Genomic DNA, 26,039 nt, shown 5'->3' with positions numbered 1-26,039 from the left:
CGCGGCCTCCTACTTGTCCTCGTCGAGGGTGTACGTGCGGTCGCCCGGCGGGACCTGCTGCCGGGAACCGCCCGCGACCAGGGCGAGCCGTACGTGCTCCGCGAACGACTCGGCGTAGGCGAGGCGTTGGGCGTCGGCGGTGTCGAGCGCGAAGGTGATGGGGACGGCCTGGGTGGCGCTGCGCCGGCGTTCGTCGCTGCTCTGGTCGGGGTCCAGCGCGGTGATCTTCCCGACGTCCAGGACGCGGGCGTTCTCGACGATGACCTTGGACTGGTCCCTGCCCTTGTCGTTCTCGGCCTTGAAGGTGGCGTAGATGTTGACCCGGGAGCCGGGGTCGATCTTGCCCGCGACGCCGGTGGCCGCGTCGATCATGATGGCGATCTCCTGCTGCCCCGGTCCGAGGGCGGGCCGGGCGACGATCATGTCGCTCTGCAACAGCGAGCCCTTCTCCAGCCGGGTGACGGCGATCTTGCCGCGGATCCGGGCGAGGTCGATGACGGCGGTCTTCGGCAGCCAGCGCTCCGGCATCGAGACGCGCTGGAACTGGCCGGCGGTGAGTTCTTTGTAGGGAGCGATGTCGTCCTTGAGCCGGTACGCGGTCACCTCGGGGCCGACCTTGGAGTTCACGTCGCGGATCACCGACAGCACCCCGGCGAAGGCGCCGAGGGCGCACAGGGCCGAGAGGACCAGCAGGATGACGCCGCGGCGCTGGCGGGAGTTCATGACTCGGGCAACCTCGATCGGGGCGGGGACGACGGTTCCGTGCGGGGTGGTGCGGGAGCCTTACGGGTGCGTTCGGGGCGGGGGCCTTTCGAGGCGGGTGCCCTTCCGGGCGGGGCGACGGTGGCGGGGCGGGGCCGGCGGTGACTAGGTCATGCCCGGTGGCAGGGCCCGTACGGCGCCGGCGTGGGCCCGGGCCGGGGCGAGTCGGGGCGGTGGTGGCTGCGGTGGCGCCGGTGGCTGCGGGGGCGGCGCGGTGAGGGGCGCCGCGCAGAACCCGCAGCGGTCGCCGATGAGTTCGAGTCCGCACCAGCGGCACAGCTCACGGCGTACGGAGGAGACGAGTTGGTAGAGCACGGAGACGTCGTGCAGTCCGGCGGCGAACTCGACGAGCCGGGTCGTGCCCCACCAGGTGCCGGACGGTTCGGGCAGCGGCACCGTCGCCACGCCCTGCACGCGCCACGTGGGGGCGAGCGTGGCGGTGACCCAGTCGGAGGGCGGCTGTCCGGCGGCGACGAGCATCCGGGTGCCGAACTCCGGGCCGGGTAACTCCTCCTGGCCGGTGCGGACGAGCCGGGGGCGCGGGGTGGCCAGGACGGCGAACTGGGCGCCGGGCACCCAGGACTTGGCGTGCGCGGTGAGCGTGACGGGCAGCCGGTCGAGCCGGGCGACGGAGCCGAGCAGGGCGCCGGCGTAGATGTAGTGGGCGAGCAGCCGGGCGGCGCAGGCGAGCACGCCGGGGCTGAAGTCGCACACCGAGAGCTGCCGCAACTGCTGGGCGAGCAGGGCGAGTCCGAGCGGCGGAAGGTCGACGGGGAGCAGCGCGACCCGGTCGGTCTCCAGCACGGAGCGCGCGGTGCGCAGCCGCTGGACGGCCGGGTCCGGGGCGCCGGCGCCGGAGTCGGCGGGGTACAGGGCGATGACGTAGCCGTGCTGCTCGACGAGCGTGTGCAGGGCCACGACGGACTGTTCGAGAGTGGGACCCGGCTGGACGACCGCGGGCGGGGTCCCCCGGTCGAGCGGCGGAAGCGCCAGACCGGGACTGGTGACGGCTATCGCGGTCGGCACGCTGTACACCACCCCGTTGTTCGCGGCGGACGGTCGCCCCCGCCTCGGATCACCCCTGTGACGTCCCTCTCGCACGTCCTCTTGCATCAGCACCATATCCACGGCGTGCGCCGCTCAACACACAAACTTGAAGATCATCTCACCGAAGGTCGGTACGTGATCAACACAGCGTGAGACGGGGCGCGGTGGCCGGGTGCCAACTGAGCGTGCGCGGGCGGCTGTTGAGCTCTCGGGAGGCCACTCCCCCACAGGCGAGGGGTTGTCAGGCTCTTGACAGCCCGATTGGTCTGGACCATGTTGAACACACAACGGTGGCCACCGTCTTCACCCCCCGATCTCCCTGATCTACCCGATCTTCGGGATCTTCGGGATCTCCGATCTCCCCGATCTTCGGAATCTCCCCGATCGACCCGACTCCCCACACCGGAGGCCCCAGTGCACCGCCTCTCAGCCCCACTCGGGACCAGACCCCGCACACGCCACGTCCGGCGCCTCGCCGGAACCGTCGCCGCCGCGCTCGCCCTCGCCCTGGCGGGCGCGGGCCAGGCCTCGGCGGCGGACGTCAACAACACGAAGAACGCCGGCTTCGAGGCGGGCCTGGGCAACTGGACCTGTTCGGCCGGCAGCGGGACGACGGTGTCCTCCCCCGTGCACGGCGGCGCCTCCGCGCTGAAGGCGACCCCGGCCGGCCAGGACAACGCCCAGTGCACCCAGACGGCCGCCGTGAAACCCAACTCCACCTACACGCTGAGCGCGTGGGTGCAGGGTGGCTACGCCTACCTCGGGGCGACCGGCACCGGCACGACCGACGTGTCCACCTGGACCCCGGACACCTCGTCCTGGAAGCAGCTCAGCACCCGCTTCACCACGGGCTCCGCCACCACCTCCGTGACGGTGTACCTGCACGGCTGGTACGGGCAGGCGGCGTACTACGCGGACGACGTGTCGGTGTTCGGCCCCGACGGGGGCGGCGGCACGGACACCCCTACGGTCCCCTCGGCCCCCGCCGGCCTGAAGGTCTCGGGCACGACGGCCTCCTCCGTCTCCCTCGCCTGGAACCCGGTGTCCGACGCGACCGGCTACAACGTCTACCGCGGCGGCACGAAGGTGCTCTCGGCGTCGGGCACCTCGGCGACGGTGACGGGTCTCGCGGCCACCACCTCGTACAACTTCCAGGTGACGGCGACCAACGCGGCGGGCGAGTCGGCGAAGTCCGCGACGGTGTCGGCGACGACGTCCGCGTCGGACGGCGGTGACCACGGCGGTGCCCTGCCAGGCCACGCCGTGACCGGCTACTGGCAGAACTTCAACAACGGCGCACAGGTGCAGAGACTGTCCGACGTGCCCTCGCAGTACGACATCGTCGCCGTCGCCTTCGCCGACGCGACGACCACTCCGGGCGCCGTCTCCTTCACCCTGGACTCGGCCGGCCTGAACGGCTACACCGTCGACCAGTTCAAGGCGGACATCGCGGCGAAGCACGCGGCCGGCAAGAAGGTCGTGATCTCGGTCGGCGGCCAGAACGGCACGGTCTCGGTGAGCGACCCGACGTCGGCGGCGAACTTCGCCAACTCCGTGTACTCCCTCATGCGGACGTATGGCTTCGACGGCGTCGACATCGACCTGGAGAACGGCATCAACGCCACGTACATGACGCAGGCACTGCGGTCGCTGTCGCAGCAGGCGGGGTCGTCGCTGATCATCACGATGGCACCGCAGACGATCGACATGCAGTCCACGTCGGCCGGTTACTTCCAGACCGCGCTGAACATCAAGGACATCCTGACGGTCGTCAACACCCAGTTCTACAACAGCGGCACGATGCTGGGCTGCGACGGCAAGGTGTACGCGCAGGGCTCGGTGGACTTCCTGACCGCGCTGGCCTGCATCCAGCTGGAGAACGGCCTCTCGCCCAACCAGGTCGGCCTCGGCGTCCCCGCGTCCACCCGCGCCGCGGGCAGTGGCTATGTGTCCCCCTCGGTGGTGGACAACGCCCTGGACTGCCTGGCGAAGGGCACGAACTGCGGCTCGTTCAAGCCGTCGAAGACGTACCCGGCCCTGCGGGGCGCGATGACGTGGTCCACGAACTGGGACGCGACGGCGGGCAACGGCTGGATCAACACGGTGGGCCCGCACGTGCACGGGCTGCCGTAGGGCGACGGTGCCAGGTGGGTGGGGGCGCGCGCCTCCACCCACCTGGCTCCGAGAGTTCACGTGTAGTGGTAGCGGGCCTGGAGGACGATCACCTCGTTCTCCAGGGGCAGGTACACCAACCGGTGCTCGTCGGTGATCCGGCGCGACCAGGCGCCGGTCAGCGCATGCTTGAGCGGCTCGGGTTTGCCGATGCCCTCGTACGGGTCACGCACCACGTCGTCGATGAGCCGGTTCAGCCGCTTGAGGACCTTGCGGTCTGCGGTCTGCCAGTGAACGTAGTCGTCCCACCCTTGCGCCGTGAAGGCCAGCTTCACGAGGACTCCGTGCTCTCGTCGTCCTCGTCGTTCCTGATGAGCTCGCGGTGCTCGTACTCGCCGTCCAGAGCGCTCTGGTACGAACGCAGCAGGCGCCGGGCGTTGGCGGGCGAACGCAAGAGGTGCGCGGTCTCCTCCAGCGCCTCGTACTCCGCCGCCGAGACGAGGTAGGCGCTGCCGTTCTTGGACACGATCTCTATGGCGGTTCGGTCGCTGTTGACCTCGTCGATCAGCGGGAACAGGCGACGGCGGGCTTCGCTGGCGGTGATGGACACGAGACGACACCTTTCACCAATGGTACGGGAAACGGTACCACTCTCCCGTTCGTCGCGCCTCCGGAGCGAGGCTCGCCCGGTCCGCCCGGCCTTCCTGCCCGAGCAGCCGGAGGCGGAGGCGGCGGGCCCCTGCCCCGGCCCCTGGGCGCGGTCAGCCGATCGGCTCGACCGTGTCGGACCGGACCTGCCGGGTGAGCTCGGCGTAGGACGCGAGGTCTATGTCGGAGGCGCTCCGCGTCGTGGACTTCTCGTCCGTGACGCCGATGGCGGCACCCGTGTTGCCGTCGCCCCACGCGCACACCGGGTAGACGATGCGGGCCCCCAGCTTCTCCTGCTTGAGCACCTCGCAGCCGATGGTGGGCTCACCGTCCTTCGGGAAGTCCTTCGGCTCCCTGAGCAGAGTGACGCCGTCGGCCTGCGTGGCACCGTGCAGCATGTGGACGCGCATCTGGTGGGTGTTCTTGAACCGCCCGTACATGCCGCTGAGCAGCAGCACGCCCGTGCTGTTGTCGCCGCCGATGTTGTACTGGCCGACGACGGCCCGCAGGTCCTTGGCGTCCCAGGCCCCGTCGGCCTCGTCCTCGATCTGCCGGCCCTGGGTGTCGGAGAGGTCCTGGGCGAGCGCGAACCGGCCGTCGGCCAGGGTCCTGGGCAGGGTGAGCCGGTACTCGGCTTCCGGGAACCCGCCCACGGCCGCCTTCCCGATGAGCACGAGTACGACCACGAGCGCCACGACGGCGCCGACGGCCCCGCCGACGATCCCGAGCACGAGCCCGACCCGCCGTTTCCTCGGCGGCGGCGGCCCGGCCCAGCCGTACGGCGACGGCGGATACGGGCCGTAGGGCCCCGGCGGCCCGTAGGGCGCCTGCTGCGGCACCGACTGCGGAGGATACGGACCGTACGGCCCGGGCGGCGGCCCCTGCTGCGGAGGGTACGGCCCCGGCGGCGGCCCGGGCTGCCCGCCGTACGGCCCCTGCGGGGGCGGCGGTTCGGACGCGTAGGGGTTGGGCGGCGGCGGAGGCGTGGACACGTCGGAAGGCTACTTCACGTACATGACACCCTCACCTTCGGTGCCGACGTCGCCCACGCCTCCGGCACGAGCCGACGCCCATCCACCGCCTTCACCGCTGACGGACCCTCCCTATGATCCACGCATGTGGGCCAAATGGGTGGGGGCCGCCGTGGCGGCGGGGATGGTGTGCTGGTTCGGGTGGGGGCTGGCGGGGGCCGTGGGCATGGGATGCGAGGCGACGCCCAAGGGGGGATGCGGCGTGCCGGACGGCGGCGGGAAGTACTTCGCCGCCGTCATGATCGCGCCCGTGCCGCTCGCGGTCCTGTTCAAGACCGGGTTGTACCGCGGGGACTGGCGGCCGGCCCTGGGCTACCCGGCCGGAGCGGTCGCGGGCGCGGCGGTCGCGTTGCGCGAGAGCACGTCCGTCGGCCACTGGATCGTGGCCCTCGTCCTGCTCTCGGTCGGCGCACTGGTCGTGTGGGCCGTGCGGTTCAGCACGGAAGGGGCGCGCGAAGCACGGCGGTTGGAGCGGGCGCGCCGGCTGCGCGAGGAGCGGCGGGAGCGGGCCCGGGTGCGCCGGACCGAGCGACGGCGTGAGCGGCGCGGACGGCGGCGGAACCTCGGTGCGTGACGCGGAGGCCGCGAGCCGGACCGACCGGCCCCCCGGTCACTTCCCGGCGGCGGCCGCGCGGCGTTGACGCTTGCCCAGGGGGGCCTGGGAGAGGTCCTCGGCGGTGGAGCGGAGGTTCTTGTGGCCGTAGCCGTGCTCGGTGAGCCATGCCGTCGCCGCGGTCTCGGCGCGTTCCGTCGCCTCCAGGATGTCCTCCTCGGCCTCCCCCTCGTCCAGGAAACGGAAGGTGAAGGCGGGCCGGGCGGTGATGTCGTAGCTGAGGTGTCCCTCACGGGTGAAGGACGCGCGCAGTACGTCGTGCTCGGCGGCGTGGGACAGCAGTTCGGCGCGCTGGGTGTCGTCGAGGCCGTCGAAGACGCCGCGGACGGTGACGCGGAAGGTGCGGGTACTCATCGGGGCAGCGTAGGCGGGGGCGGGGGCGGGGCTCCAGCGGATTTCGGAGCCCGGGTCAACGGCCGTCCGGCGCGGGCTCGGCGGCGTACTCGTCGAGGCGGCGCCCCAACGACCGTACGAGAGCGCGCAGTTCCGCGGGCCGTTCGATGACGAACGGGCGGTCCAGGGCGGCCAGTACGGCGGGGATCCAGTCCAGCCGCTCCGCCCGGAACCGTACGTCGGTCCAGTCCGGGCCGTCGTCGGACGGGAGTGGGGAGAGCGTGGCGACGGTCGCCGGGAGGTGGCGGCGGAGGTGCCGCTCGTCGGCCCGCACGCGCACGCGCACCTCGTGGGCCCACGGCGTCCCGGCCAGGCCGTCCCGGACCGCGGCCACCGGGTCGAAGTCCGCCGGGGTCTCGAAGGAGCCGGGGAGCGCGGTCACGCCGTCGACGCGGTCCAGCCGGAAGGTGCGCACCTCCGCCTCCCCGGCGGCCGGGTCCGCGCCGGTCAGGTACCAGCGGCCGCCGTGCGCGACCAGGCCGTACGGCCACACGGTGCGGTCGCTGCGGCGGCCCCTGCGGTCGGTGTAGGCGAGCGCCACGGGGTGCCGGTCGCGCGCGGCCTCGGCGAGGGCGAGGAGCAGTCCGGCCTCGCGGGCCTCGGCGGTGCGGGGCTCCGCGGTGAACCCGGCGGTCTCCAGCAGCGCCTCCAGCCGCCGGCCCAGTGCCTTCGGCAGAACCCGGCGCAGTTTGGCCGCCGCGCTCTCGCTCGCCGCGCCCGACGCGGTGACCGGCCCGGTCCGCTGGGCCACCAGCAGCCCGAGGAGTACGGCGAGGGCCTCCTCGTCCGTGAGCATCAGCGGCGGCATCCGGTGACCCGGCGCGAGCCGGTAGCCGCCGTACCGCCCGCGCACCGACTCGACCGGCACGCCCAGCTCCAGCAGATGTCCGGCGTACCGGCGGACGGTGCGCTCGTCCACGCCGAGGCGGTCGGCGAGGTCGGCGAGGGTGCGGGTGCCGCCGCTCTGGAGGATCTCCAGGAGGGCGAGGACGCGGGTGGTGGAGGTCGCGGTGGTCACGTGAGAAGTCTGCCGCCGATACCGGGCGGAGGCTGTCCGGTATCCGTCCTAGCGTGGCACACGTCCCCCACCGGCACACCCTTACATACGACTGGACACCGCATGAACCTCGTCTCCCTCCGCGTGATCAGCGACGACGTCACCCGCCTCGTCACCTTCTACGAGCAGGTCACCGGCGTCTCCGCCACCTGGTGGACCCCCGACTTCGCCGAGCTGGCCACCCCGTCGGGCACGCTGGCCCTCGCGAGCGACCGCACCCTGGCGCTCTTCGGCGGCGGCGCGGACCTCGCGGCCCCGGCCGCCAACCGCTCGGTGATCATCGAGTTCCGCGTCGCCGACGTCGACGCGGAGCACGAGCGCCTCGCGTCCCTCGGCCACGAGTTCGTCCAGCCCCCGACGACGATGCCCTGGGGCAACCGCTCCGTCCTCCTCCGCGACCCGGACGGCAGTCTGGTCAACCTCTTCACCCCGGTCACGGCCGAGGCGGTGGCGAGGCAGGAGCACCAGAAGGCCTGAACGGGCGGCCCGGCCCCCGCTGGCGGAGCGCGGCGTCAGGTACGCAGATGGGACGCGCCGTTGAGGTCGACGATGGTTCCCGAGGCCCAGGCCGCGGCCGGGGACGCGAGGAAGTACACCGTGGCGGCGATCTCCTCAGGTGTCCCGACTCGCCCGAACGGGCTCTCCGCGCGCAGCCGTTCGCCCTCCGGCCCGGACAGCTTCGCCGCCTGCCGCTCGGTGGCGACGAACCCGGGCGCGACGGAGGTGACGGTGATGCCGTGCGGCGCCAGCGCCACGGCCAGCGACTGGCCGAGGGCGTGCAGCGCCGCCTTGGTCGCCCCGTAGGCGGGGAAGTCCGGCTCGCCGCGGAAGGCGCCCCGGGAGCCGACGTTCACGATCGCGCCGTCCGCGCCGCGGTCGACCAGATGACGGGCCACGGCCCAGCACAGGTCGGCCGCGCCCAGCAGGTTGACGTCCACCATCCGCCGCCAGACCTGCTGCCAGTGCGCCAGCGGGGTCTCCGCGACCGGATGCCGGGTCTCGGCACTGGGCGCCACGGCCGCGTTGTTCACCAGTACGTCCACCGTGCCGAGCGCGGCCACCGCCTCGGCCGCCAGCCGCTCGGCCGCGCCGGCCTCGCCCAGGTCGGCCTGGAGCAGCGCGTGCCCGGTGCCGGGCAGCTCCCGCAGCGTCCGTTCGGCGTCGGCGCGGCGGCCGGCGTACTGCACCGCGACCCGGTCGCCACCGGCCGCGAAGGCCCTCGCGACCGCACGGCCGATGCCCCGCGAGCCACCGGTGACCAGCACGCCCCTCATCGGCCGGACCCGGCGGGCCGGCGGGCGGCGTGCGGCCACCCGGCGAACGGACGGTGAGACATCGGGATCCCCTCCAGCGGGCTCGGTGACCCGACCAGCGTGACCGACGGGGCACGGCGGCGCCACACGCGCGCTCGTCCCGTGCGCTCACCGCCCCGGCAACGTCGCCCACATACGCGTGCCGCCGCCCGGTTCACGGGACCCCTCGAATCCGCAGGCTCCCCCGCAGGTGCGGCAGAGGCGGGTCAGGAGGCGGAGGGCGGCCCGGCGGCGGGTCTCGCAGGCGGCGGCCAGCCGGGGGTGGGCGTGGTGCGGGTGGTTGTCGTACACCGTCAGGCGGAGGGTGTCGGCGCGGTAGCGGAGCGAGAGGTGGAAGTCGGCGGACTGCGTGAACCGGGCGGCGGTCGCGGTCAGTTCGCTGACCGCGAGGACGGCGGGGTCCAGCATCCCGCCCAGCCCGTGCGCGGTCAGCAGCGCGCGCGTCACCTGCCGCGCCAGTGCGGGGCTCGTCAGGGCGGCGGGAAGGGTGAGGCCGTACGCCAGCGTCTCCGGCCGGGGGGCGGCCGCATCGACCGGATGCGGCAACCCCACCGGGCAGCGGGGGAGGGAGGGGGTGGGGATCGTTTCGGACATGGGGCAGCTCCTTCGGTCACGAGTGACGCCGGTCGCCGTGGGTGGCTCGGCGCCTACGCAACGTAAGGGTGAAGATGGTTACATTGCCACTGGGTTGCAGAAATTAACCCGTCCGTGGTCGCGTTGCCGTTCCACGCGGCAGACTGCTGACGATCAGTACGGGAGGAGCGCCATGCCACCGAGGACGGCACCCACGGAACGCCAGAAGAGGCTCGGCAACGAGCTGCGCAAAATGCGGACGGCTGCGGGTATAACGGCGGACCAGGCCGCCGGGCTGCTCGGGGTGGACCGGGCGAAGATCTCCAACATCGAGACGGGCATCCGGACGATCAGCCCCGCACGTCTGCGTACGCTCGCCTGCAATTGCGACTGTTCGGACCAGGCCTACGTGGACGCGCTCGCGGCCATGGCCCGTCCTGCCGGACGTGGCTGGTGGGAGCGTTACCGGGGTGCCCTCTCGCCGGGACTGCTGGACATCGCGGAGCTGGAGTCGTACGCCGTCCGGATGCGCAACGCGCACACCGCCCACGTCCCCGGGCTGTTGCAGACCAGCGATCACGCGCTGGAACTCTTCCGGGCGGTACTCCCGCCTCTGCCGGAGCACGAGGTCGCTCTGCGGCTCGCCTACCGGATCGAACGGCAGCAGGTGCTGGAGGGCGAGAACGCACCTGAATACGTGGCCCTCGTCCACGAGGCGGCGCTGCGCATGCAGTTCGGTGGCCGCAAGGTGGCCCGGGCCCAACTGGAGCATCTGCTTAAGGTGTCCGAGCAGCCGCCCGTACGGTTGCTGGTCGTTCCGTTCGCCGCGGGTACGTTCCCCGGCGCCGGGCAGACCGTCAACTACCTGGAGGCTTCGGTGCCGCGGCTGGACACGGTGCAGGTCGACAGCTCGCACGGGCCGGCCTTCCTCGGCGAGGAGGCGCAACTGGCCAAGTACCGCGGGCACCTGGACTGGATGGAGCGCATCGCCCTCCCGCCCCGGGAGTCGCGCGACTTCGTCCGTGACATCGCCAACGACCTGTGAGGAGAGAACCGGTGGACGAGATCACCTGGGAAGAGCCGTTCTGCGGGGAAGGAGCCAGCTGTTTCCGCCTCGGTACCGACCGGGACGGAAACGCCTACATCGCCATAGCCGGTGAGGAGGCACACCCCCTCACCGACAGCCGCGACGCACTGCGCACGATGATCCTGGACATCAAGGCCGGCAAGGCAGACCACCTGCTCTGAGCGGAAGCCCATGGACCACTGGAAGGTCGACTGGCTACACGACTGCCCGTCGGACCCGGTCACGCTCTACAGCGAGATCGGGCCGGACGGGTACGAGGTCCGCAAGGTCGAACGCTACGCGGACGGCCGCAGCGTGCGGGCCGATGCGCTGCACGAGTCGGACGAGATCGGCCTCGGCCAAGTGCCTGTCGGCTCGCTCGCCGACGTCAACGCACAGCCCGAGTTCCGTGGCGTGGCGATCAGCCGCGAGGAGTTCGAGAAGCAGTGGCGCACCGCTCGCTGGCCCCTCGGCCCTAACGGTCCAGCGTGCGCAGGACGCAGAACTCGTTGTCCTCGGGGTCCGTCATGACGACCCAGCTCGCGCCCTCGGTCTGGTGCTCGGAGCGCTTCGCGCCGAGGGCGAGCAGGCGGGTGACCTCGTCCTCCGTCGTGCCCTCGACGGGGCTGACGTCGAGATGGAGGCGGTTCTTCACCGTCTTGTCCTCGGGTACCGGGATGAAGATCAGGGTCGGCGGCATCTGCCGGGACCGGAACTCCTCGGCCGTCGGCTCCCAACAGCCGATCTCGACCGTGCCGCCGTCCCGGTCGATCACCTTCCAGCCCAGCACCTCGCACCAGAAGGCCGCGAGCCGCTCGGGGTCGTGGCAGTCGACGACCAGTTCGATGAGCCTGCTGGGCATGGGTCCCCCGGATGGTGTGGACGGACGGACTGACGGAAGCGACGGTGATGGTACGTCAGTGCGGTGGGTGGGGCACGGGGTTTTCGCGTGACGGAGCGCCGTACGGTCAGGTGGCCCTGGCCGTACGGCGCTCCGCCGGTGTGCGTGCCGCGACGCGGTTACGCGTCCTCGTCCTTCGCCCCGCCCTTCGGCACCGCGTCCTCCGGGGACTCGGCCGGCTCGGTGGACTCGGTGGACTCGGTGGACTCGGCCTTCTCCGAGGACGCCGGCTCCCCGGCGTCCTCCTCGAAGTACGCGTCCAGGACGTCGTCCAACTGCTTCTCCCACTCCGCGAAGCGGGAGCGGGAGGACGCCTCGATCTCGATGAAGTACCAGCGCGACTGCGGCGTGTGCACGGTGACCGTGAACCGCCTGCCGAAGCGCGGGGACGCCGTCTCCACCGCGGCGATCTCGTCCCAGCGGAACTCGCACTCCTGGTCGTCGAGGTGGAGCCGGACGCCCGCGGCGTTCGCCAGGATCGAGGCCCGGCGGTCGGAGGCCTCGAACACCGGGCCGTCGGCGGCCACTTCGGCTTCGACGGCGGTGTCCTCGGCTTCGGCCTCGGCGTCGACGGCGGTGTCCTCGGCGGCCTCGGCGGTCTTCACGTCCGCCTCGGCCTCCGTCTCACCCGCCGTCTCCGCCTCCGCGTCGGCATCCGCTTCCCGCGCGGCCCCGGCCGGCTTCGCCGGTGCCGTCGGCTCGTCCGCGTCCGTCGTGTTCTCCGGCTCGCGGGACCCGGGCACCGTCAGGCCGGGGACGTACGCCGGGTCCAACCCGGCGCCCTCCAGGGGCTGCTTGCTCGAACCTATGCGCTGCTCCACAGCGGGCAGTATGGTGCACCATCCTGTGTCCGGTGCAAGCCGCCTCCGCATCGTTATACGAATCCGGCCGCCGCCCGCCGGCGCCCGGTCAGACGAAGAGGCTCACCACCGCCGCCATCGCGAACCCGGCCACGGACAGCACCGATTCCAGGACCGTCCACGTCTTCAGCGTGTCGCGCTCGCTGATGCCGAAGTACTTCGCGACCATCCAGAATCCGCCGTCGTTGACGTGCGAGGCGAAGATCGAACCTGCCGAGATGGCCATGATGACCAGCGCGACGAACGCCTGCGAGTGGTCGCCCTCGGACAGCAGCGGCGCCACGATGCCCGCCGTGGTGACGATCGCGACCGTCGCCGAACCCTGCGCCACCCGCAGCACCAGCGAGATCAGGTACGCCAGCACGATCACCGGCAGGCCGACGTCGTGGAAGGTGTCGGAGAGGGCCTGGGCCACGCCGCTGCCCTTGAGGACCGCGCCGAAGATGCCGCCCGCGCCGACCACCAGCAGGATGTTGCCGATCGGCTTCAGGGAGGCCGTGGACACCGTCTCCAGGGACTTGCGGGACCAGCCGCGCCGGATGCCGAGCAGGTAGTACGCCAGCAGCAGCGCGATCGTCAGGGCGACGAAGGGGTGGCCGAAGAACTCCACCACCGAGCGGCCCGTGGAGGGGTCGAAGGCGATCGAGGAGAAGGTGGAGAGCAGGATGAGGACCAGCGGCGTGCCGATGATCGTGAACACGACGGAGAGCGCCACCGGCTTCTCCGACGGCGTCACGCCCGCCGCCCGCTGCTCGGCCGCGAGGGCCGCCTTGGACTCGTCCGCCGCCTCGACCATGTCCTGCGGCACGGGGACGAAGATGCGCCGGCCGATCCAGGCCGCCCACGCCCACGCGGCGAGCACGGCCGGGATGCCGCAGATGACGCCCATCATGATGACCCAGCCGAGGTCGACCTTGAGCAGTCCGGCCGCGGCCACCGGGCCGGGGTGCGGCGGCAGGAAGGCGTGGGTCATCGACAGGCCGGCCAGCAGCGGCATGGCGTACAGGACGATGGACTTGCCGCCGCGCTTGGTGGCCGCGTAGACGATCGGCGCGAGGACGAAGATGCCGACGTCGAAGAAGACCGGGATGCCGAAGATGAGGCCGGTCAGACCCATCGCGAGCGGGGCGCGCTTCTCGCCGAACAGCCGCAGCAGCCGGGAGGCCAGCACCTCCGCACCGCCGGAGACCTCCAGGATCGCGCCGAGCATGGTGCCCAGGCCGATGATGATCGCGATGTGGCCGAGCGTGCCGCCCATGCCGGACTCGATGAGCGAGACGGCGTCGGAGCGCTGGACCGTGCCGAAGAGTTCGGTGACCGACAGTCCGGCGGCCAGGCCGACGGCGATGGAGACCGTGAGCAGGGCGAGGAACGGCTGCAGCCGGATCTTGATGATCAGGAAGAGCAGCAGCGCGATGCCGAGGGCTGCGACCGTGAGCAGGCCGGCGGTGCCGTGGATCAGGGCGATCAGACCACCGGTGTGGGGTGGGGCCGCGGGTGCGGGGGCCGCCGCGAGGGCGACCGCCTCTCTGGATATGATCATGGGCATGACATTGAGCATTGGGGTGGTCCTCGTGCTTCTCGTGTGACGGGGGGTGCCATGAGGCTTTCGGGCAGGGAGTGGGGGGTCCACGCGGTGCCCCGGCGGGGCGGGGCACCGCGTCACGCGTGCGCGTGTACGGGACGGATTCCGGCGGGTCGCGCCGGTCAGCCCAGTACGGCGAGCGCGTCGATCTCGATGAGCAGGCCCGGGGGCAGACCGACGTACACCGTGGTGCGGGCGGCCGGGGGCGCGGTGAGCCCCTGCTCCTCGAAGTAGGTGTTGTACAGGTCGTTCATCTCGGCGAAGTGGTCCACGTCCGTGAGGTAGACGCGGAGCATCATCACGTCGTCCCAGCCCGCGCCGCCCTCCTCCAGGATCGCCTTGACGTTGGCAAGGGTCTGGAGGGTCTGCTCGCGCAGGGTCGGCCCGGCGGGGGTGGGCGCCTTGCCCTCCTCGGCGGGCAGGAAGCCGACCTGGCCGGCGACCTGGAGGATGTTCCCCTTGCGCACGCCGTGCGAGAACTTCGCGGGCGGGGTGGTGTGCGTCTTCGGGGTGAGCGCGATCTTGTCGGTCATGGGTTCTTTTCCTTTCCTGGCGGACCGGCGGCCGCCGCGGTTCCTGGGGTTCGGCCCGAGTGCTCGCCGGCGCCCGGCGTACGGCCCGCGTACTCGCCGCTCCCCGGCGTACGGCCGGAGTACTCGCCGCTGATCGCGTCCGCCGTGCGGCGCACCCGCGGGAGGAGTGCGAGGAGTTCCTCGGCGGTGACGACGACGTTGGGCGCCGAGACCGACATCGCGGCGACGACCCGGCCGTCGGCGCCGCGCACCGGGGCGGCGATGCAGTTGATGGACTCCTCGTGGCCGCCGAGGTCGGTGGCCCAGCCCTGCTCGCGCACCTTCTCCAGCTCGCGCAGGAACGCGGCCGCGTGCGGGGTCGAACGCGCGGTGTACGGCGGGTACTCGAGCTGTTCGGCGACGGCACGCCGCTCGGCCTCGGGCAGGTCGGCGAGAAGCAGCTTGGCCACCGCCGCGACGGTGATGGCGACCGGCTTGCCGATCCGCGAGTACATGCGCACCGGGTAGCGGCTGTCGACCTTGTCGATGTAGAGGACCTCGTTCTCCTCGTGCACCGCGAGGTGCACGGTGTGCCCGCACTCCTCGTTGAGGGCGACGAGGTGCGGGTGCGCGATCTCGCGTATGTCGAGGTTCTCCATCGCCTCCTGGGCGAGCGCGAACAGCCGGGCGCCGAGGCGGTAGCGCTGGTCGGACTGGCGGTAGACCAGGCCGTGTTCGTGCAGGGTGCGCAGCAGCCGCAGCGCGGTGGACTTGTGCACGCCGAGCCGCTCGGCGACGCCCGCGAGGTCGGCGGGGCCCTCGGCGAGCAGCGGCAGGATGGACAGCGCCCGGTCGACGGTCTGGCTCATGGTCTGCGTACCTCCTCCTCGGCCCGGCCGGCGTCGTCGCGCGTCCCGTCGGTCCGGTCGGCGTCGTCGCGCGTCCCCTCGGTCCGGTCGTCGGCGTCGTCGTCCCGCGTCCCGTCGGTCCGCTGTGTCCAGCCGGGGCCGAGTCGCAGTCTCCCCCACACCGTGTCGTCCAGGGCGGCCAGCCGGTCGGCGTGGTCGCGGGCCGGGGGCGCGGCGAGGTCGCCGTGGACGGTGAGGGCGGCGGCGGCCGTGAGGTGGCCGTGGCGGAGCCGGTCGCGGACGGGCAGTTCGCGCAGGGTGGCGGAGAGGAACCCGGCGGCGAAGGCGTCACCGGCGCCGACGTGCGCGACGACGTCCACGACCGGGGCGCCGACGGAGACCTCGGAGCCGTCCCTGCCGTACGCCGTCGCCCCGTCCGCGCCCCGCTTGACGACGACGGTCTCCGGTTCCGGCAGCGCCTCGCGGATCGCCCCGGCGCCGTCCAGCCCCCACGCGGCCCGCGCCTCGTCGTCGCCGACGAAGACGAGGTCGGCCCCGCGCGCCAGTTCGAGGAGCGCCCGGGGGCCGTCGGCGTCGGCCCACAGCTCCGGGCGGTGGTTGACGTCGAAGGAGACGAGCGGGCGGCCGGGCCGGCGGGCCGTCAGTTCCCGCACCAGCTCCAGGCAGTCGGCGGAGAGCGCGGGCGTGATCCCGGAGAGGTGCAGGACGCGGCAGTCCTGTACGGCGTCCAGGTCCAGGGTGGCCGCGGACATCGCGGAGGCCGCCGAGCCGGCCCGGTAGTAGGCCACCTCGTGGGTGTCGCCGGAGCGGTCCCCGGCGGTGCGGAAGTAGATGCCCGTCGGGCGTGCCGGGTCCCGGCGCACCGCGCTCACGTCGACCCCGTACCCGCCGATCGCCTCCAGGAGGTGGTCGCCGAAGCCGTCCGCGCCGACCCTGCTCACCCAGCGCACGGTGTGCCCGGCGGCGGCCAGCGCGCACGCCACGTTGGACTCGGCGCCGCCGATCCCGCGCTCGAACGCCGGCACGTCGGCGAGCCGTCCCGGCCGCGTGGGCAGGAAGGTCACCATGGACTCCCCCAGCGCGACGACGTCGACGGCGGGCGGTGCGCTGTGCGGGCCGGTGGCGGTCACGGCGGTGGGTACTCCTCGCTCGTCGGGGGCGTGCTGGGGCGGTGGGTGCTGCCGGGTCCGCCGGCGCTGCCGGCGATGCCGGTGCTGGTGGATCTGCGGGTGCCGCGGGGACTGCCGTGGGGCACGGTCGCTGCCGTTGACCCGCGTCGGCCGAGATGTTAGACAGCAGTGAGCGACATACGCAATGGACGTTGCAGAGAATGCAACGCACCTGATCAGGGAGGCTGCATGGCCGTCGACCGCATCCCCGGCATCTCCGGCACCCCCGGTTCCGCCCTCGACAAAGGGATGGACGACGCCGTCGCCCGGCTCGCCGACGAGCCCGTCGGCCACCGTTTCAAGGGCCTCCCGCCGGACGCCGCCCACCTCACCGTCGGCGCGCTCGCGGCCGAGCGGCGCAATCTGTTCACCGACGGCTTCACCACCCCCGTCCTCGCCCTGTCCGCCGAGCGCCTGGAGCACAACCTCGCGCTGATGGAGCGGTACGCCGAGCGGCACGGCCTCGCCTTCGCCCCGCACGGCAAGACCTCCATGGCCCCGCAGCTCTTCCGCCGGCAGATCGAGCGAGGCGCCTGGGGCATCACGCTCGCGCTGCCCCACCAGGTGCGCGTGGCACGGGAGTTCGGCATCGGGCGGATCTTCGTGGCCAACGAGATCGTCGACCCGGCGGCCCTGCGCTGGATCGCCGCGGAACTCGCCGCCGACCCGGAGTTCCGGTTCCTCTGCTACGTCGACTCCGTGCGCGGGGTCGAGCTGATGGACGCCGCGCTCTCCCCGCTGCCCGAGGGGGGCCGCCCGCTCGACGTCGTCGTCGAACTCGGTGCCGGAGAAGGGGCGCGCACGGGGGCGCGTACGGAGGCGGAGTGCGCGGCGGTCGCCGACGCCGTCGCGGCCACCACCACCCTGCGGCTGGCCGGCGTGGCGGGCTACGAGGGTGAGGTCCCGGACGCCGACCCCGACCGCGTACGGGCCTGGCTGCGCCGGCTGACCGCGCTGGCGGCCGAGTTCGACGCGGCGGGCCGGTTCACCGGCACCGGCCTGACGGAGATCGTCGTCAGCGCGGGCGGCAGCGCCTGGTTCGACGCGGTCGCCGACGTCCTCGCCGAGCTGCCCGCGCTCTCGCTCCCCGCACTGAAGCTGCTGCGCTCCGGCGCCTACGTCTCGCACGACGACGGGCACTACCGCCACGTCACCCCCTTCAACCGCGTCCCGGAGGAGGGCGGTCTGGAGCCCGCGTTCCGGCTGTGGACGCAGGTCGTCTCCCGCCCCTCCCCCGAGCAGGCGTTCGCCAACGCGGGCAAGCGCGACGCCGCCTACGACCTGGACCTGCCGTTCGCGCAGGTGGTACGACGGGACGGCGACGAGCGTCCGGCCACCGGCGTCACCGTGACCGCGCTCTCCGACCAGCACATGTGGCTGCGCACGGCGGACGGGACGGACCTGGAGGTGGGCGACTGGATCGGCGTCGGCCTCTCCCACCCCTGCACGTCCTTCGACAAGTGGCAGCTCATCCCCCTCGTGGAGGCGGACGGCACGGTCACCGACTACGTCCGCACGTTCTTCTAGGCACCTCTTCTCCCGGGAGCAGTCCGGGAGCAGTCACGTCCCACGCATCAGGAAGGCCGGTACTCGCCATGGATCCCGTCGACCTCACCGACCGGGCCGACCTCGTCCTGCGCGACGCGGAGGTCGTGGACGGCAGCGGTGCGCCGTCCTACCGCGCCGACGTGGCGATCGAGGACGGCAGGATCGTCTCGATCGTCAAGGAGGCGTGGGCGGCCGGCTGCCAGCGCCCGCGCGCCCGGCGGGAGTTGGACGCCGAGGGGCTGGTCCTGGCCCCCGGCTTCATCGACATGCACGCGCACAGCGACCTCGCCCTGCTGCGCGACCCCGACCACGGCGCCAAGGCCGCGCAGGGCGTGACCCTCGAGGTCATCGGGCAGGACGGGCTGTCGTACGCGCCGGTCGACGACCGCACGCTCGCCGAGGTCCGCCGGGCCATCTCCGGCTGGAACGGGTACGGCGACGACATCGACTTCTCCTGGCGCTCGGTCGGCGAGTTCCTGGACCGGCTCGACCACGGCTTCGACGGCCGGGGCATCGCCGTCAACGCCGCGTATCTGATCCCGCAGGGCACGGTGCGTGCCCTCGCCGTCGGCTGGGAGGACCGCCCGGCCACGCCCGCCGAGCTGGACCGGATGCGGCGACTGGTCGCGGAGGGCCTGGAACAGGGCGCCGTCGGCCTCTCCTCCGGGCTCACCTACACCCCCGGCATGTACGCCGACGGCGCCGAACTGGCCGAACTGTGCCGGGTGGTGGCGTCGTACGGCGGCTACTACTGCCCGCACCACCGGTCCTACGGGGCGGGGGCGCTTCAGGCGTACGAGGAGATGGTCGCGCTCACCCGCGAGGCGGGCTGTCCGCTGCACCTCACCCACGCCACCATGAACTTCGGCGTCAACCGGGACCGGGCGCCCGAACTGCTCGCGCTGCTGGACGAGGCGCTGGCCGACGGTGCCGACATCACCCTGGACACCTATCCGTACACCCCCGGCTGCACCACCCTGGCCGCGCAGCTCCCCAGTTGGGCGGGCGAGGGCGGCCCCGAGGCGCTGCTGAAGCGGCTCGCGGACGACGACACCGCCGAGCGGATCCGCCACCACCTGGAGGTGACCGGCTCCGACGGCTGCCACGGGGTGCCGATGGAGTGGGAGACCATCGAGATCTCCGGCGTGAGCAACCCCGAGCTCGCCGAGTACGTCGGACGCACGGTCCTGGAGGCCGCGCGGGCGCGCGGCGAGACACCCTGGACGACCGCGCGCCGGCTGCTGACCGAGGACAGGCTCGGCACGACGATCCTCCAGCATGTGGGCAACGAGGAGAACGTCCGTACGATCATGCGCCACCCGGCGCACACCGGCGGTTCGGACGGCATCCTCCAGGGCACCAAGCCGCACCCGCGCGCGTACGGCACCTTCCCCCAGTATCTCGGCCGCTACGTCCGGGAGTTGGGGGTGCTGTCCCTGGAGGAGTGCGTGGCCCACCTCACCGGGCGCGCGGCGGCCCGGCTGCGGCTGCCGGACCGTGGCCTTGTGCGCGAGGGGTACCGGGCCGACCTGGTGCTCTTCGACCCGGCGACGGTCGCGCCCGGCGCCACGTTCGCGGACCCGCGCCGGCTGCCGACGGGGATCCCGCACGTGCTGATCGACGGGCGCTTCGTGATCGAGGACGGGCGGCGCACGGACGTACTGGCGGGGCGGGCGGTGCGCCGCACTCCGGCGTGAGCGCTGCCGCCCGCCCCGGTTCCGGTGGGGCCGGGGGGTCAGGGCCTGGGCAGGGTGCAGCCGCTCGCGTTCAGGTTCAGCCTGTTGCCGGCGCCGAAGCAGGCCGGGATGCCGTACGTCTCCTCGGCGTAGTTGATGCCCTCGCGGACGGTGACCGTGCCGTTCTCGTCGACCTCGCAGGGGTTGTTCTCCGTGCAGCGCTCCCCGTCCTCGTTGCCGGTGTTGTTGACGGCGACGACCTTGCCGGTGGCGGTGTCGACGACGGGCGAGCCGGAGGTGCCGCCGATCGTGTCGCAGGCGGAGGTGTAACGGACGGAGTCCTTCCAGGTCCAGTCGCCCTCCTTGAGCCGGTAGGCGAAGCCGTCGATCGCGCAGGTGTAGATGCGCTTCCAGTACCCGGAGACGACCTTGATGGCGGTGCCGACGGCGGGGTGGGTGTCGTTCAGGGTGAGCGCGCCGATGCCGTACGAGCTCTTGATCTGCGCGTAGGTGCGGGTGAGCTGGTACAGCGTGATGTCGGTGTCGGTCATCGTCGAGTAGGCGACCTTGCTCGCCCGCAGGGTGGCGACGCCGCTCCCGGCCGAGTTGAGCAGGGTGAACGAGCGGCTGGACGCCTGGTCGACGATGACCTCGCCGGGCTCGGGGAACCCGGTCTCCAGGCAGTGGCCGTTGGTGAGCACGAGCGCCGGGTCGGAGTCGGTGGAGGCGGGGAGCCGGACGACGGAGCCGGAGCAGTTGCTGAGCGCGACGGTGCCGGCGTAGTCGACGGCTTGGAGGGCGGGGGCCGCCGCGGGCGCGGTGACCGCTTCGGGTGCGGGCGCGGAGGCCGGGGTGGCCGCCGCCGTGGGGGCCGCGCCGGCCCCGGCGATGGCCAGGGCGAGCAGCACGGTGACGAGAGGCTTTCTCATGTGGGGTCCCCTCTGAGACATGACGGGGCGGCCGAAGGTCGTCCGGCCGCCCGTGGAGTTGTCATGCGCATTGTCAGAGGGGCGGTGCGTGGGCGGCAAGGGACGGTTTTCGGCCGTCCCCCCGGCCCGCCGTCCCCGGCATCCGACACAGGACGTCAGTGGCGCCCCCAGCCGCCGCCCCAGCCACCTCCGCCCCAGCCGCCTCCGCCGTGCCCGCCGTGCCCGCCGCCGTACGGGTTCGACACGGTCGGACTCGGGGCGACGGGGAACGAGGGGAAGGCGGTGCGGGTGGTGGGCGCGGGCGCGGCGGACCGGGTCCCGGAGCCGCCCGGTTCCGCGCCACCGCCCGCGCCCGCCCGGCTCGGCGTCGGGGAGGCGGCCCGCGTGCTCCCGGCGGACTCGGAGGGACCGCCGTCGCCGGCCGGCGCGGTCGAGCCGGAACGGGAGGCCGACGGGGTGGAGGAGTCCGCGGCGGCGTCGGGGTCGGCCGCCTCGGCGGACGTCGTCGGCCGCGCGGACCCCCCGGTGCCGCCCGGCGTCCCGGCGGACCCCGCGCCGAAGCCCCCGGTCAGCAGGACGGCGACACCGGCCGCGCCGAGCGCCCCGGCCGCGAGGACCGCGCGCCGGGCCGCGCGCGGGCGACGGCCCGGGGCGGCAGGAACGGCGCCGGGCCCGGGGACGGCGGGGGCCGCCGCGGGAACGATCCGGGGCAGCTCGCGGGTCTCGTCGTAGGCGTTCTGCCACCCGTGGGCGGCGGCCGGGTCCGCGTACCGGTCGTACTCGGGCACAGCCGCCTCGGCGTACGGGTGGTACACGATCGGGTGACCCTCGTGTGCGTCGCCGTGAGGCCGCACCCCACCCGCGGGGCGGGCTTCCGCCGCCCGGTCCGCTGTGTTCTCGACGTATCCGCCGTGCGCCCCGACCTCAGGCTGTTGCTGCCATGACACGAGGGCGCATTCTAGGGGCGGGTGGGGCGCGAGGGGCAGGGGTGGGCGGCAAAGGCCGCGAAAACGGCCGGGGCCGTACGGGTTCCCTGTGGTGGGAAACACGACGCGCACCCGGCAACGCGGCCGTAAGCTCACGGACATGCAGGTGATCCAGTCCACGAAGCTCGCCAATGTCGGCTACGAGATCCGGGGCCCGGTTCTCGAGGAGGCGATGCGGCTGGAAGCGGCCGGTCACCGCATCCTCAAGCTGAACACCGGCAACCCGGCCGCCTTCGGCTTCGAGTGCCCGCCGGAGATCCTCGAGGACATACTGCGCAACGTCTCCACCGCGCACGGCTACGGCGACGCGAAGGGCCTGCTGGCCGCGCGCCGGGCGGTCGTCATGCACAACCAGACCCTCGGCATCGAGACGGACGTCGAGCACGTCTTCATCGGCAACGGCGTCTCCGAGCTGATCGTCATGGCGATGCAGGCGCTGCTGGACGACGGCGACGAGGTCCTCGTCCCCGCGCCCGACTACCCGCTGTGGACGGCGGCGGTGTCGCTGTCCGGCGGCACGGCGGTGCACTACCGCTGCGACGAGCAGTCCGACTGGATGCCGGACCTCGCCGACGTGGAGCGCAAGGTCACCGACCGCACCAAGGCGATCGTCATCATCAACCCCAACAACCCGACGGGGGCCGTCTACGACCCGTCGATGCTGAAGGGGCTCACCGACATCGCACGCCGGCACAACCTGCTGGTCTGCTCGGACGAGATCTACGACAAGATCCTCTACGACGGTGCCACGCACACGCCGACCGCCTCGGTCGCGCCGGACCTGCTGACGCTGACGTTCAACGGCATGTCGAAGGCGTACCGGGTGGCCGGATACCGGGTGGGCTGGATGGCGATCTCCGGGCCGCGCGCCCACGCCGACTCCTACATCGAGGGCCTGACGATCCTGGCGAACATGCGGCTGTGTGCGAACATGCCGGGCCAGCACGGGGTGGTCGCGGCGCTGAGCGGACGGCAGACGATCCAGGACCTGGTGCTGCCGGGCGGGCGCCTGAAGGAGCAACGGGACGTCGCGCACGAGTTGTTGACGCGGATCCCCGGGGTGACGTGCGTCAAGCCGAAGGGGGCGCTGTATCTGTTCCCCCGCCTCGACCCCAAGGTCTTCAAGATCAAGGACGACCGGCGGATGGTCCTCGAACTGCTGCGCCGCGAGAAGATCATGGTGGTGCACGGCACGGGCTTCAACTGGCCGGAACCGGACCACTTCCGCGTGGTCACCCTCCCCACCATCGCCGACCTGACATCCGCGATCACCCGCATCGGCCACTTCCTGGACGGCTACAGCCAGGTGTGACCCGGGGGTGCCCGCAGGGTTTTCTTCGCCCTCGCCACCAGCCACTTCCCCCGTCCGCTCAACTTTAGACCGATTCCAAGCTAGGATGGCATCTCGCAGCACAGGAGGCCATCCCCCATGTACGAACCGATCCGCACCAAGTCGGTCCACACGATGGCCGGCACCCGCGACTCCGACTTTCCGCATCGGTCCCGGGAGGAGGAGCTGGACATCCAGCTCGCCGGCCACCTCGCCGCGCTGCTCGCGGTGACCGACGAACTCCGCGCCCTCGACCCCTCGGCCCAGCTCGACGAGTCCGCCGAGCGGCTCGCCGCGCAGGTCGGGCGGTTGCGCGGGGGTCACCCGCCGGTCCGCGCCACGGTGCCGGCCCCGTCCGGCACCGTCCAGGACAGGCACGTTCTCACGCACGCCCTGCGCCGCCGCGCCCACGCGCTCGCCGGTCGCGCGCTGGTCGTCGCCGCGTCCCGCGCGGACACGGCCGCGGCGATCCTCTCCGCCCAGCAGATGGACGTCCACGCGGAGGCGGCCGGAACGGCTGCGACGGCCACCACCACCGGACCCCGGCAGCTCGCGACCCACTGACGCGCCCGCCCGCCGGAGAGAACGGCCCCGGTCCGCGCGCCCCCGCAGCGGTGCGCGGGCCGGGTGCCTCGCAGTCGCGGCCCGCGCCGCGTACACCGTCCGAGCCGCCGGCGCCGCCCGTACCGCGCCGAAGTCCGCGGCCCCGCACGCCGTTGTGCGGGGCCGGTCCGCCGCGGCGGGCCGGCCGACGAGGAGCGCGGCCGGCCCGCCGCGGACGTGTCTCCGCCCGGTCAGCCCAGGCGCCGCACCAGCTCCCGGTACTGGTCCCACAGCTCCCGCGGGGTGTGATCGCCGAACGTGTTCAAGTGGTCCGGCACCAGCGCCGCCTCCTCGCGCCACGCCTCCTTGTCGACCGTGAGCAGCAACTCCAGGTCGGCGTCGGGCAGATCGAGCCCGGCGGTGTCCAGCGACTCCTTCGTCGGCAGGATCCCGATCGGGGTCTCGACGCCGTCGGCCTTCCCCTCCAGCCGCTCGACGATCCACTTGAGCACGCGCGCGTTCTCGCCGAACCCCGGCCAGACGAACGTGCCCTCGTCGTTCTTGCGGAACCAGTTGACGTAGTAGATCTTCGGGAGCTTCGACTGGTCCTTGTCGGCCCCGACCTCGATCCAGTGCCCCATGTAGTCGCCCATGTTGTAGCCGCAGAACGGCAGCATGGCGAACGGGTCGCGGCGCAGCTCACCGACCTTGCCCTCGGCGGCGGCGGTCTTCTCGGAGGCCACGTTGGCGCCGAGGAAGACGCCGTGGTTCCAGTCGAAGGACTCCGTCACCAGCGGCACGGCGGTGGCCCGGCGGCCGCCGAAGAGGATCGCCGAGATCGGCACGCCCCGGGGGTCCTCCCACTCGGGGGCGATGATCGGGCACTGGGCGGCGGGGGTGGTGAAACGGGCGTTGGGGTGGGCGGCGGGCTCGTCCGAGTCCGGCGTCCAGTCCCGGCCCTTCCAGTCCGTCAGGTGGGCCGGGGTCTCCTCCGTCATGCCCTCCCACCACACGTCGCCGTCGTCCGTGAGCGCCACGTTGGTGAAGACGGAGTTGCCCCACAGCGTCTTCATCGCGTTGGCGTTGGTGTGCTCGCCGGTGCCGGGCGCGACGCCGAAGAAGCCGGCCTCCGGGTTGATGGCGTACAGCCGGCCGTCCTCGCCGAACCGCATCCAGGCGATGTCGTCGCCGATGGTCTCCACAGTCCAGCCGGGGACCGTCGGCTCCAGCATGGCCAGGTTGGTCTTGCCGCAGGCCGAGGGGAAGGCGGCGGCGACGTACTTGGGCTCCCCGGTGGGCGGGGTCAGCTTCAGCACCAGCATGTGCTCGGCCAGCCAGCCCTCGTCGCGGGCCATGACGGAGGCGATGCGCAGGGCGTAGCACTTCTTGCCGAGCAGCGCGTTGCCGCCGTAGCCCGAGCCGTAGGACCAGATCTCGCGGTCCTCGGGGAAGTGCGAGATGTACTTGGTGCTGTTGCAGGGCCAGGGGACGTCCTGCTCGCCCTCGGCCAGCGGGGCACCGACGCTGTGCACGGCCTTGACGAAGAAGCCGTCCTCGCCGAGCTCGTCCAGGACCGGCCTGCCCATGCGGGTCATGGTGCGCATGGAGACGGCGACGTACGCGGAGTCCGTGATCTCGACGCCGATCGCGGAGAGCGGGGAGCCGAGCGGGCCCATGCAGAACGGGACGACGTACATCGTGCGCCCGCGCATCGAGCCACGGAAGACACCGCCCCGGCCGTCCCGCCCCCGGAAGATCTCCCGCATCTCGGCCGGGGCCTTCCAGTGGTTGGTCGGACCCGCGTCCTCCTCCTTCGCGGAGCAGATGAACGTACGGTCCTCGACCCGCGCCACGTCCGAGGGGTCGGAGGCGGCGTAGTAGGAGTTGGGCCGCAGGATCGGGTCGAGCTCGGTGAACGTGCCCTTGGCCACGAGCTCCCCGCACAGGCGCTCGTACTCGGCCTCGGAGCCGTCGCACCAGACCACGGCGTCCGGCTGCGTCAGTTCGGCGATCTCGTCCACCCACGAGAGGAGTTCCTGATGGCGGGTGGGGGCGGTGGAGGGAACGGTGGTGGGAGCCGCGATGTCGCGCGCCACGATTGCTCCTAGATGAGGGGTTTTGTGTTGGAGGCCCCGTGGGGGCTGCGACCCGGATGCGTTCACGGCGTCGATCCCTCGGCGCTCATCCGGTGCCGACCGCACTCATTTGATCATCCGACCCTGCTGCCCATATGTCCAGAGGGCCGCACAACTGAGCGGCGTGAGCAATGCCACTCGAGAGCGGGTTTCCTTTCGCGCGAAGCGGGTTCCCCGGGAAGGTTTCCCGGAACATGCCGGGTGCACGGGGAGTGGGCGGGGCACGAAGGGCCCCGCCCGTAGCCGTCGGAGGCGGTCGGAGACGGTCGGAGACGGTCGGAGAGGGTCGGAGACGGTCGGAGACGGGTCGTCCGCGGCCCGGTCCGTCTGCCCGGTCCGCCTGCCCGACCCGTCCGTCGTCCGGATTTCGCCCGGCCGGAA

At 72.5% G+C, this 26,039-nt stretch carries 28 protein-coding genes; 10 read left to right on the top strand and 18 right to left on the bottom strand.

Annotation, left to right across the window (positions count from 1 at the left end; genetic code table 11):
- Positions 1-9 precede the first annotated feature (9 nt).
- Together cpaB and QFZ64_RS22090 are read right to left on the bottom strand one after the other, a co-directional pair.
- The gene (cpaB, locus tag QFZ64_RS22095) at positions 10-723 is read right to left on the bottom strand and encodes a Flp pilus assembly protein CpaB (RefSeq protein WP_307068342.1); all 714 of its coding nucleotides are present in this window, start codon (positions 721-723) and stop codon (positions 10-12) included.
- Between the two features lie 144 nt (positions 724-867).
- On the bottom strand, positions 868-1,800 hold the full coding sequence (locus QFZ64_RS22090; protein WP_307068340.1) for a hypothetical protein: 933 nt from the start codon (positions 1,798-1,800) through the stop codon (positions 868-870).
- A gap of 423 nt (positions 1,801-2,223) precedes the next feature.
- On the opposite strand from QFZ64_RS22090, the gene QFZ64_RS22085 reads away from it, so the two are divergent.
- On the top strand, positions 2,224-3,942 hold the full coding sequence (locus QFZ64_RS22085) for a chitinase (RefSeq protein ID WP_307068338.1): 1,719 nt from the start codon (positions 2,224-2,226) through the stop codon (positions 3,940-3,942).
- A 56-nt stretch (positions 3,943-3,998) separates the two neighbouring features.
- Here QFZ64_RS22085 and QFZ64_RS22080 read toward each other — a convergent pair whose 3' ends face one another.
- The 3 genes from QFZ64_RS22080 to QFZ64_RS22070 form a co-directional block, all read right to left on the bottom strand.
- Positions 3,999-4,256, bottom strand: a complete 258-nt coding sequence (locus QFZ64_RS22080) for a Txe/YoeB family addiction module toxin (protein ID WP_307068336.1) — start codon at positions 4,254-4,256, stop codon at positions 3,999-4,001.
- Positions 4,253-4,531 carry a type II toxin-antitoxin system Phd/YefM family antitoxin gene (locus QFZ64_RS22075; protein WP_307068334.1) on the bottom strand — a complete coding sequence of 93 codons (279 nt, stop codon included), beginning with the start codon at positions 4,529-4,531 and terminating at the stop codon, positions 4,253-4,255. The genes QFZ64_RS22080 and QFZ64_RS22075 overlap by 4 nt, the downstream gene beginning before the upstream one ends.
- A 151-nt stretch (positions 4,532-4,682) precedes the next feature.
- Positions 4,683-5,408, bottom strand: coding sequence for a hypothetical protein (locus tag QFZ64_RS22070; protein ID WP_307068332.1), 726 nt, complete (start codon positions 5,406-5,408; stop codon positions 4,683-4,685).
- Between the two features lie 277 nt (positions 5,409-5,685).
- On the opposite strand from QFZ64_RS22070, the gene QFZ64_RS22065 reads away from it, so the two are divergent.
- Positions 5,686-6,174, top strand: coding sequence for a hypothetical protein (locus tag QFZ64_RS22065; protein ID WP_307068330.1), 489 nt, complete (start codon positions 5,686-5,688; stop codon positions 6,172-6,174).
- Between the two features lie 36 nt (positions 6,175-6,210).
- On the opposite strand, the gene QFZ64_RS22060 is transcribed toward QFZ64_RS22065, so the two are convergent.
- Both QFZ64_RS22060 and QFZ64_RS22055 read right to left on the bottom strand, forming a co-directional pair.
- Entirely contained in the window at positions 6,211-6,567 is a 357-nt protein-coding gene (locus QFZ64_RS22060) for a DUF6204 family protein (RefSeq protein ID WP_307068328.1), read from the bottom strand.
- 55 nt (positions 6,568-6,622) lie between these two features.
- On the bottom strand, positions 6,623-7,624 hold the full coding sequence (locus QFZ64_RS22055) for a YafY family protein (protein ID WP_307068325.1): 1,002 nt from the start codon (positions 7,622-7,624) through the stop codon (positions 6,623-6,625).
- Positions 7,625-7,726: 102 nt separating this feature from the next.
- Between QFZ64_RS22055 and QFZ64_RS22050 the strand changes: the two genes are divergently transcribed.
- Positions 7,727-8,140 carry a VOC family protein gene (locus QFZ64_RS22050; protein WP_307068323.1) on the top strand — a complete coding sequence of 138 codons (414 nt, stop codon included), beginning with the start codon at positions 7,727-7,729 and terminating at the stop codon, positions 8,138-8,140.
- Positions 8,141-8,175: 35 nt separating this feature from the next.
- Here QFZ64_RS22050 and QFZ64_RS22045 read toward each other — a convergent pair whose 3' ends face one another.
- The gene (locus tag QFZ64_RS22045) at positions 8,176-8,937 is read right to left on the bottom strand and encodes an SDR family NAD(P)-dependent oxidoreductase (RefSeq protein WP_307071815.1); all 762 of its coding nucleotides are present in this window, start codon (positions 8,935-8,937) and stop codon (positions 8,176-8,178) included.
- A 147-nt stretch (positions 8,938-9,084) separates the two neighbouring features.
- The gene (locus tag QFZ64_RS22040; RefSeq protein ID WP_307068321.1) at positions 9,085-9,570 is read right to left on the bottom strand and encodes an ATP-binding protein; all 486 of its coding nucleotides are present in this window, start codon (positions 9,568-9,570) and stop codon (positions 9,085-9,087) included.
- A 172-nt stretch (positions 9,571-9,742) separates the two neighbouring features.
- Here QFZ64_RS22040 and QFZ64_RS22035 point away from each other — a divergent pair, with 172 nt between their 5' ends.
- The 3 genes from QFZ64_RS22035 to QFZ64_RS22025 are packed head-to-tail and all read left to right on the top strand — an operon-like array spanning position 9,743 to position 11,146.
- A complete protein-coding gene (locus tag QFZ64_RS22035) occupies positions 9,743-10,594 on the top strand; it encodes a helix-turn-helix transcriptional regulator (protein ID WP_307068318.1) in 852 nt (283 codons plus the stop codon).
- Between the two features lie 11 nt (positions 10,595-10,605).
- Positions 10,606-10,797, top strand: a complete 192-nt coding sequence (locus QFZ64_RS22030; protein WP_307068316.1) for a hypothetical protein — start codon at positions 10,606-10,608, stop codon at positions 10,795-10,797.
- 10 nt (positions 10,798-10,807) lie between these two features.
- Positions 10,808-11,146 carry a hypothetical protein gene (locus tag QFZ64_RS22025; protein WP_307068315.1) on the top strand — a complete coding sequence of 113 codons (339 nt, stop codon included), beginning with the start codon at positions 10,808-10,810 and terminating at the stop codon, positions 11,144-11,146.
- Here the strand turns inward: QFZ64_RS22025 and QFZ64_RS22020 are convergent.
- The 6 genes from QFZ64_RS22020 to QFZ64_RS21995 form a co-directional block, all read right to left on the bottom strand.
- The gene (locus QFZ64_RS22020) at positions 11,091-11,477 is read right to left on the bottom strand and encodes a VOC family protein (protein ID WP_307068313.1); all 387 of its coding nucleotides are present in this window, start codon (positions 11,475-11,477) and stop codon (positions 11,091-11,093) included. The two genes, QFZ64_RS22025 and QFZ64_RS22020, sit on opposite strands and share 56 nt — an antisense overlap.
- A 158-nt stretch (positions 11,478-11,635) precedes the next feature.
- The gene (locus QFZ64_RS22015) at positions 11,636-12,337 is read right to left on the bottom strand and encodes a hypothetical protein (RefSeq protein ID WP_307068311.1); all 702 of its coding nucleotides are present in this window, start codon (positions 12,335-12,337) and stop codon (positions 11,636-11,638) included.
- An 88-nt stretch (positions 12,338-12,425) separates the two neighbouring features.
- Positions 12,426-13,919, bottom strand: coding sequence for a GntP family permease (locus tag QFZ64_RS22010; protein ID WP_307068309.1), 1,494 nt, complete (start codon positions 13,917-13,919; stop codon positions 12,426-12,428).
- A gap of 164 nt (positions 13,920-14,083) precedes the next feature.
- Complete coding sequence (locus QFZ64_RS22005; protein WP_307068307.1) at positions 14,084-14,494, bottom strand: RidA family protein; 411 nt, start codon at positions 14,492-14,494, stop codon at positions 14,084-14,086.
- On the bottom strand, positions 14,491-15,342 hold the full coding sequence (locus tag QFZ64_RS22000) for an IclR family transcriptional regulator (protein ID WP_307068305.1): 852 nt from the start codon (positions 15,340-15,342) through the stop codon (positions 14,491-14,493). The genes QFZ64_RS22005 and QFZ64_RS22000 overlap by 4 nt, the downstream gene beginning before the upstream one ends.
- Positions 15,339-16,472: a sugar kinase gene (locus tag QFZ64_RS21995; RefSeq protein ID WP_307068303.1), complete on the bottom strand. Its 1,134-nt coding sequence runs from the start codon at positions 16,470-16,472 to the stop codon at positions 15,339-15,341. Before QFZ64_RS21995 ends, QFZ64_RS22000 begins: the two co-directional genes overlap by 4 nt.
- A 288-nt stretch (positions 16,473-16,760) precedes the next feature.
- On the opposite strand from QFZ64_RS21995, the gene QFZ64_RS21990 reads away from it, so the two are divergent.
- Together QFZ64_RS21990 and QFZ64_RS21985 are read left to right on the top strand one after the other, a co-directional pair.
- The gene (locus QFZ64_RS21990) at positions 16,761-18,038 is read left to right on the top strand and encodes an amino acid deaminase (RefSeq protein WP_307071814.1); all 1,278 of its coding nucleotides are present in this window, start codon (positions 16,761-16,763) and stop codon (positions 18,036-18,038) included.
- Positions 18,039-18,106: 68 nt separating this feature from the next.
- Complete coding sequence (locus QFZ64_RS21985; RefSeq protein ID WP_307068301.1) at positions 18,107-19,756, top strand: amidohydrolase family protein; 1,650 nt, start codon at positions 18,107-18,109, stop codon at positions 19,754-19,756.
- A gap of 38 nt (positions 19,757-19,794) precedes the next feature.
- On the opposite strand, the gene QFZ64_RS21980 is transcribed toward QFZ64_RS21985, so the two are convergent.
- Together QFZ64_RS21980 and QFZ64_RS21975 are read right to left on the bottom strand one after the other, a co-directional pair.
- Positions 19,795-20,664: a serine protease gene (locus tag QFZ64_RS21980; protein ID WP_307068299.1), complete on the bottom strand. Its 870-nt coding sequence runs from the start codon at positions 20,662-20,664 to the stop codon at positions 19,795-19,797.
- Positions 20,665-20,819: 155 nt separating this feature from the next.
- Positions 20,820-21,611 (bottom strand): hypothetical protein, encoded by a 792-nt coding sequence (locus QFZ64_RS21975; protein ID WP_307068298.1) that lies wholly within the window; start codon positions 21,609-21,611, stop codon positions 20,820-20,822.
- A 139-nt stretch (positions 21,612-21,750) separates the two neighbouring features.
- Here QFZ64_RS21975 and QFZ64_RS21970 point away from each other — a divergent pair, with 139 nt between their 5' ends.
- Positions 21,751-22,962: a pyridoxal phosphate-dependent aminotransferase gene (locus QFZ64_RS21970; protein WP_307068296.1), complete on the top strand. Its 1,212-nt coding sequence runs from the start codon at positions 21,751-21,753 to the stop codon at positions 22,960-22,962.
- Positions 22,963-23,079: 117 nt separating this feature from the next.
- Positions 23,080-23,544 (top strand): hypothetical protein, encoded by a 465-nt coding sequence (locus QFZ64_RS21965; protein WP_307068294.1) that lies wholly within the window; start codon positions 23,080-23,082, stop codon positions 23,542-23,544.
- A 230-nt stretch (positions 23,545-23,774) separates the two neighbouring features.
- Here QFZ64_RS21965 and QFZ64_RS21960 read toward each other — a convergent pair whose 3' ends face one another.
- A complete protein-coding gene (locus QFZ64_RS21960; RefSeq protein ID WP_307068293.1) occupies positions 23,775-25,619 on the bottom strand; it encodes a phosphoenolpyruvate carboxykinase (GTP) in 1,845 nt (614 codons plus the stop codon).
- Between the last annotated feature and the right edge of the window lie 420 nt (positions 25,620-26,039).

This window comes from Streptomyces sp. B3I8 (genome assembly GCF_030816915.1).
Taxonomy (GTDB): domain Bacteria; phylum Actinomycetota; class Actinomycetes; order Streptomycetales; family Streptomycetaceae; genus Streptomyces.
Note: the sequence above shows the minus strand (reverse complement) of the source record. Positions and strands in the feature narration are given on the sequence as shown.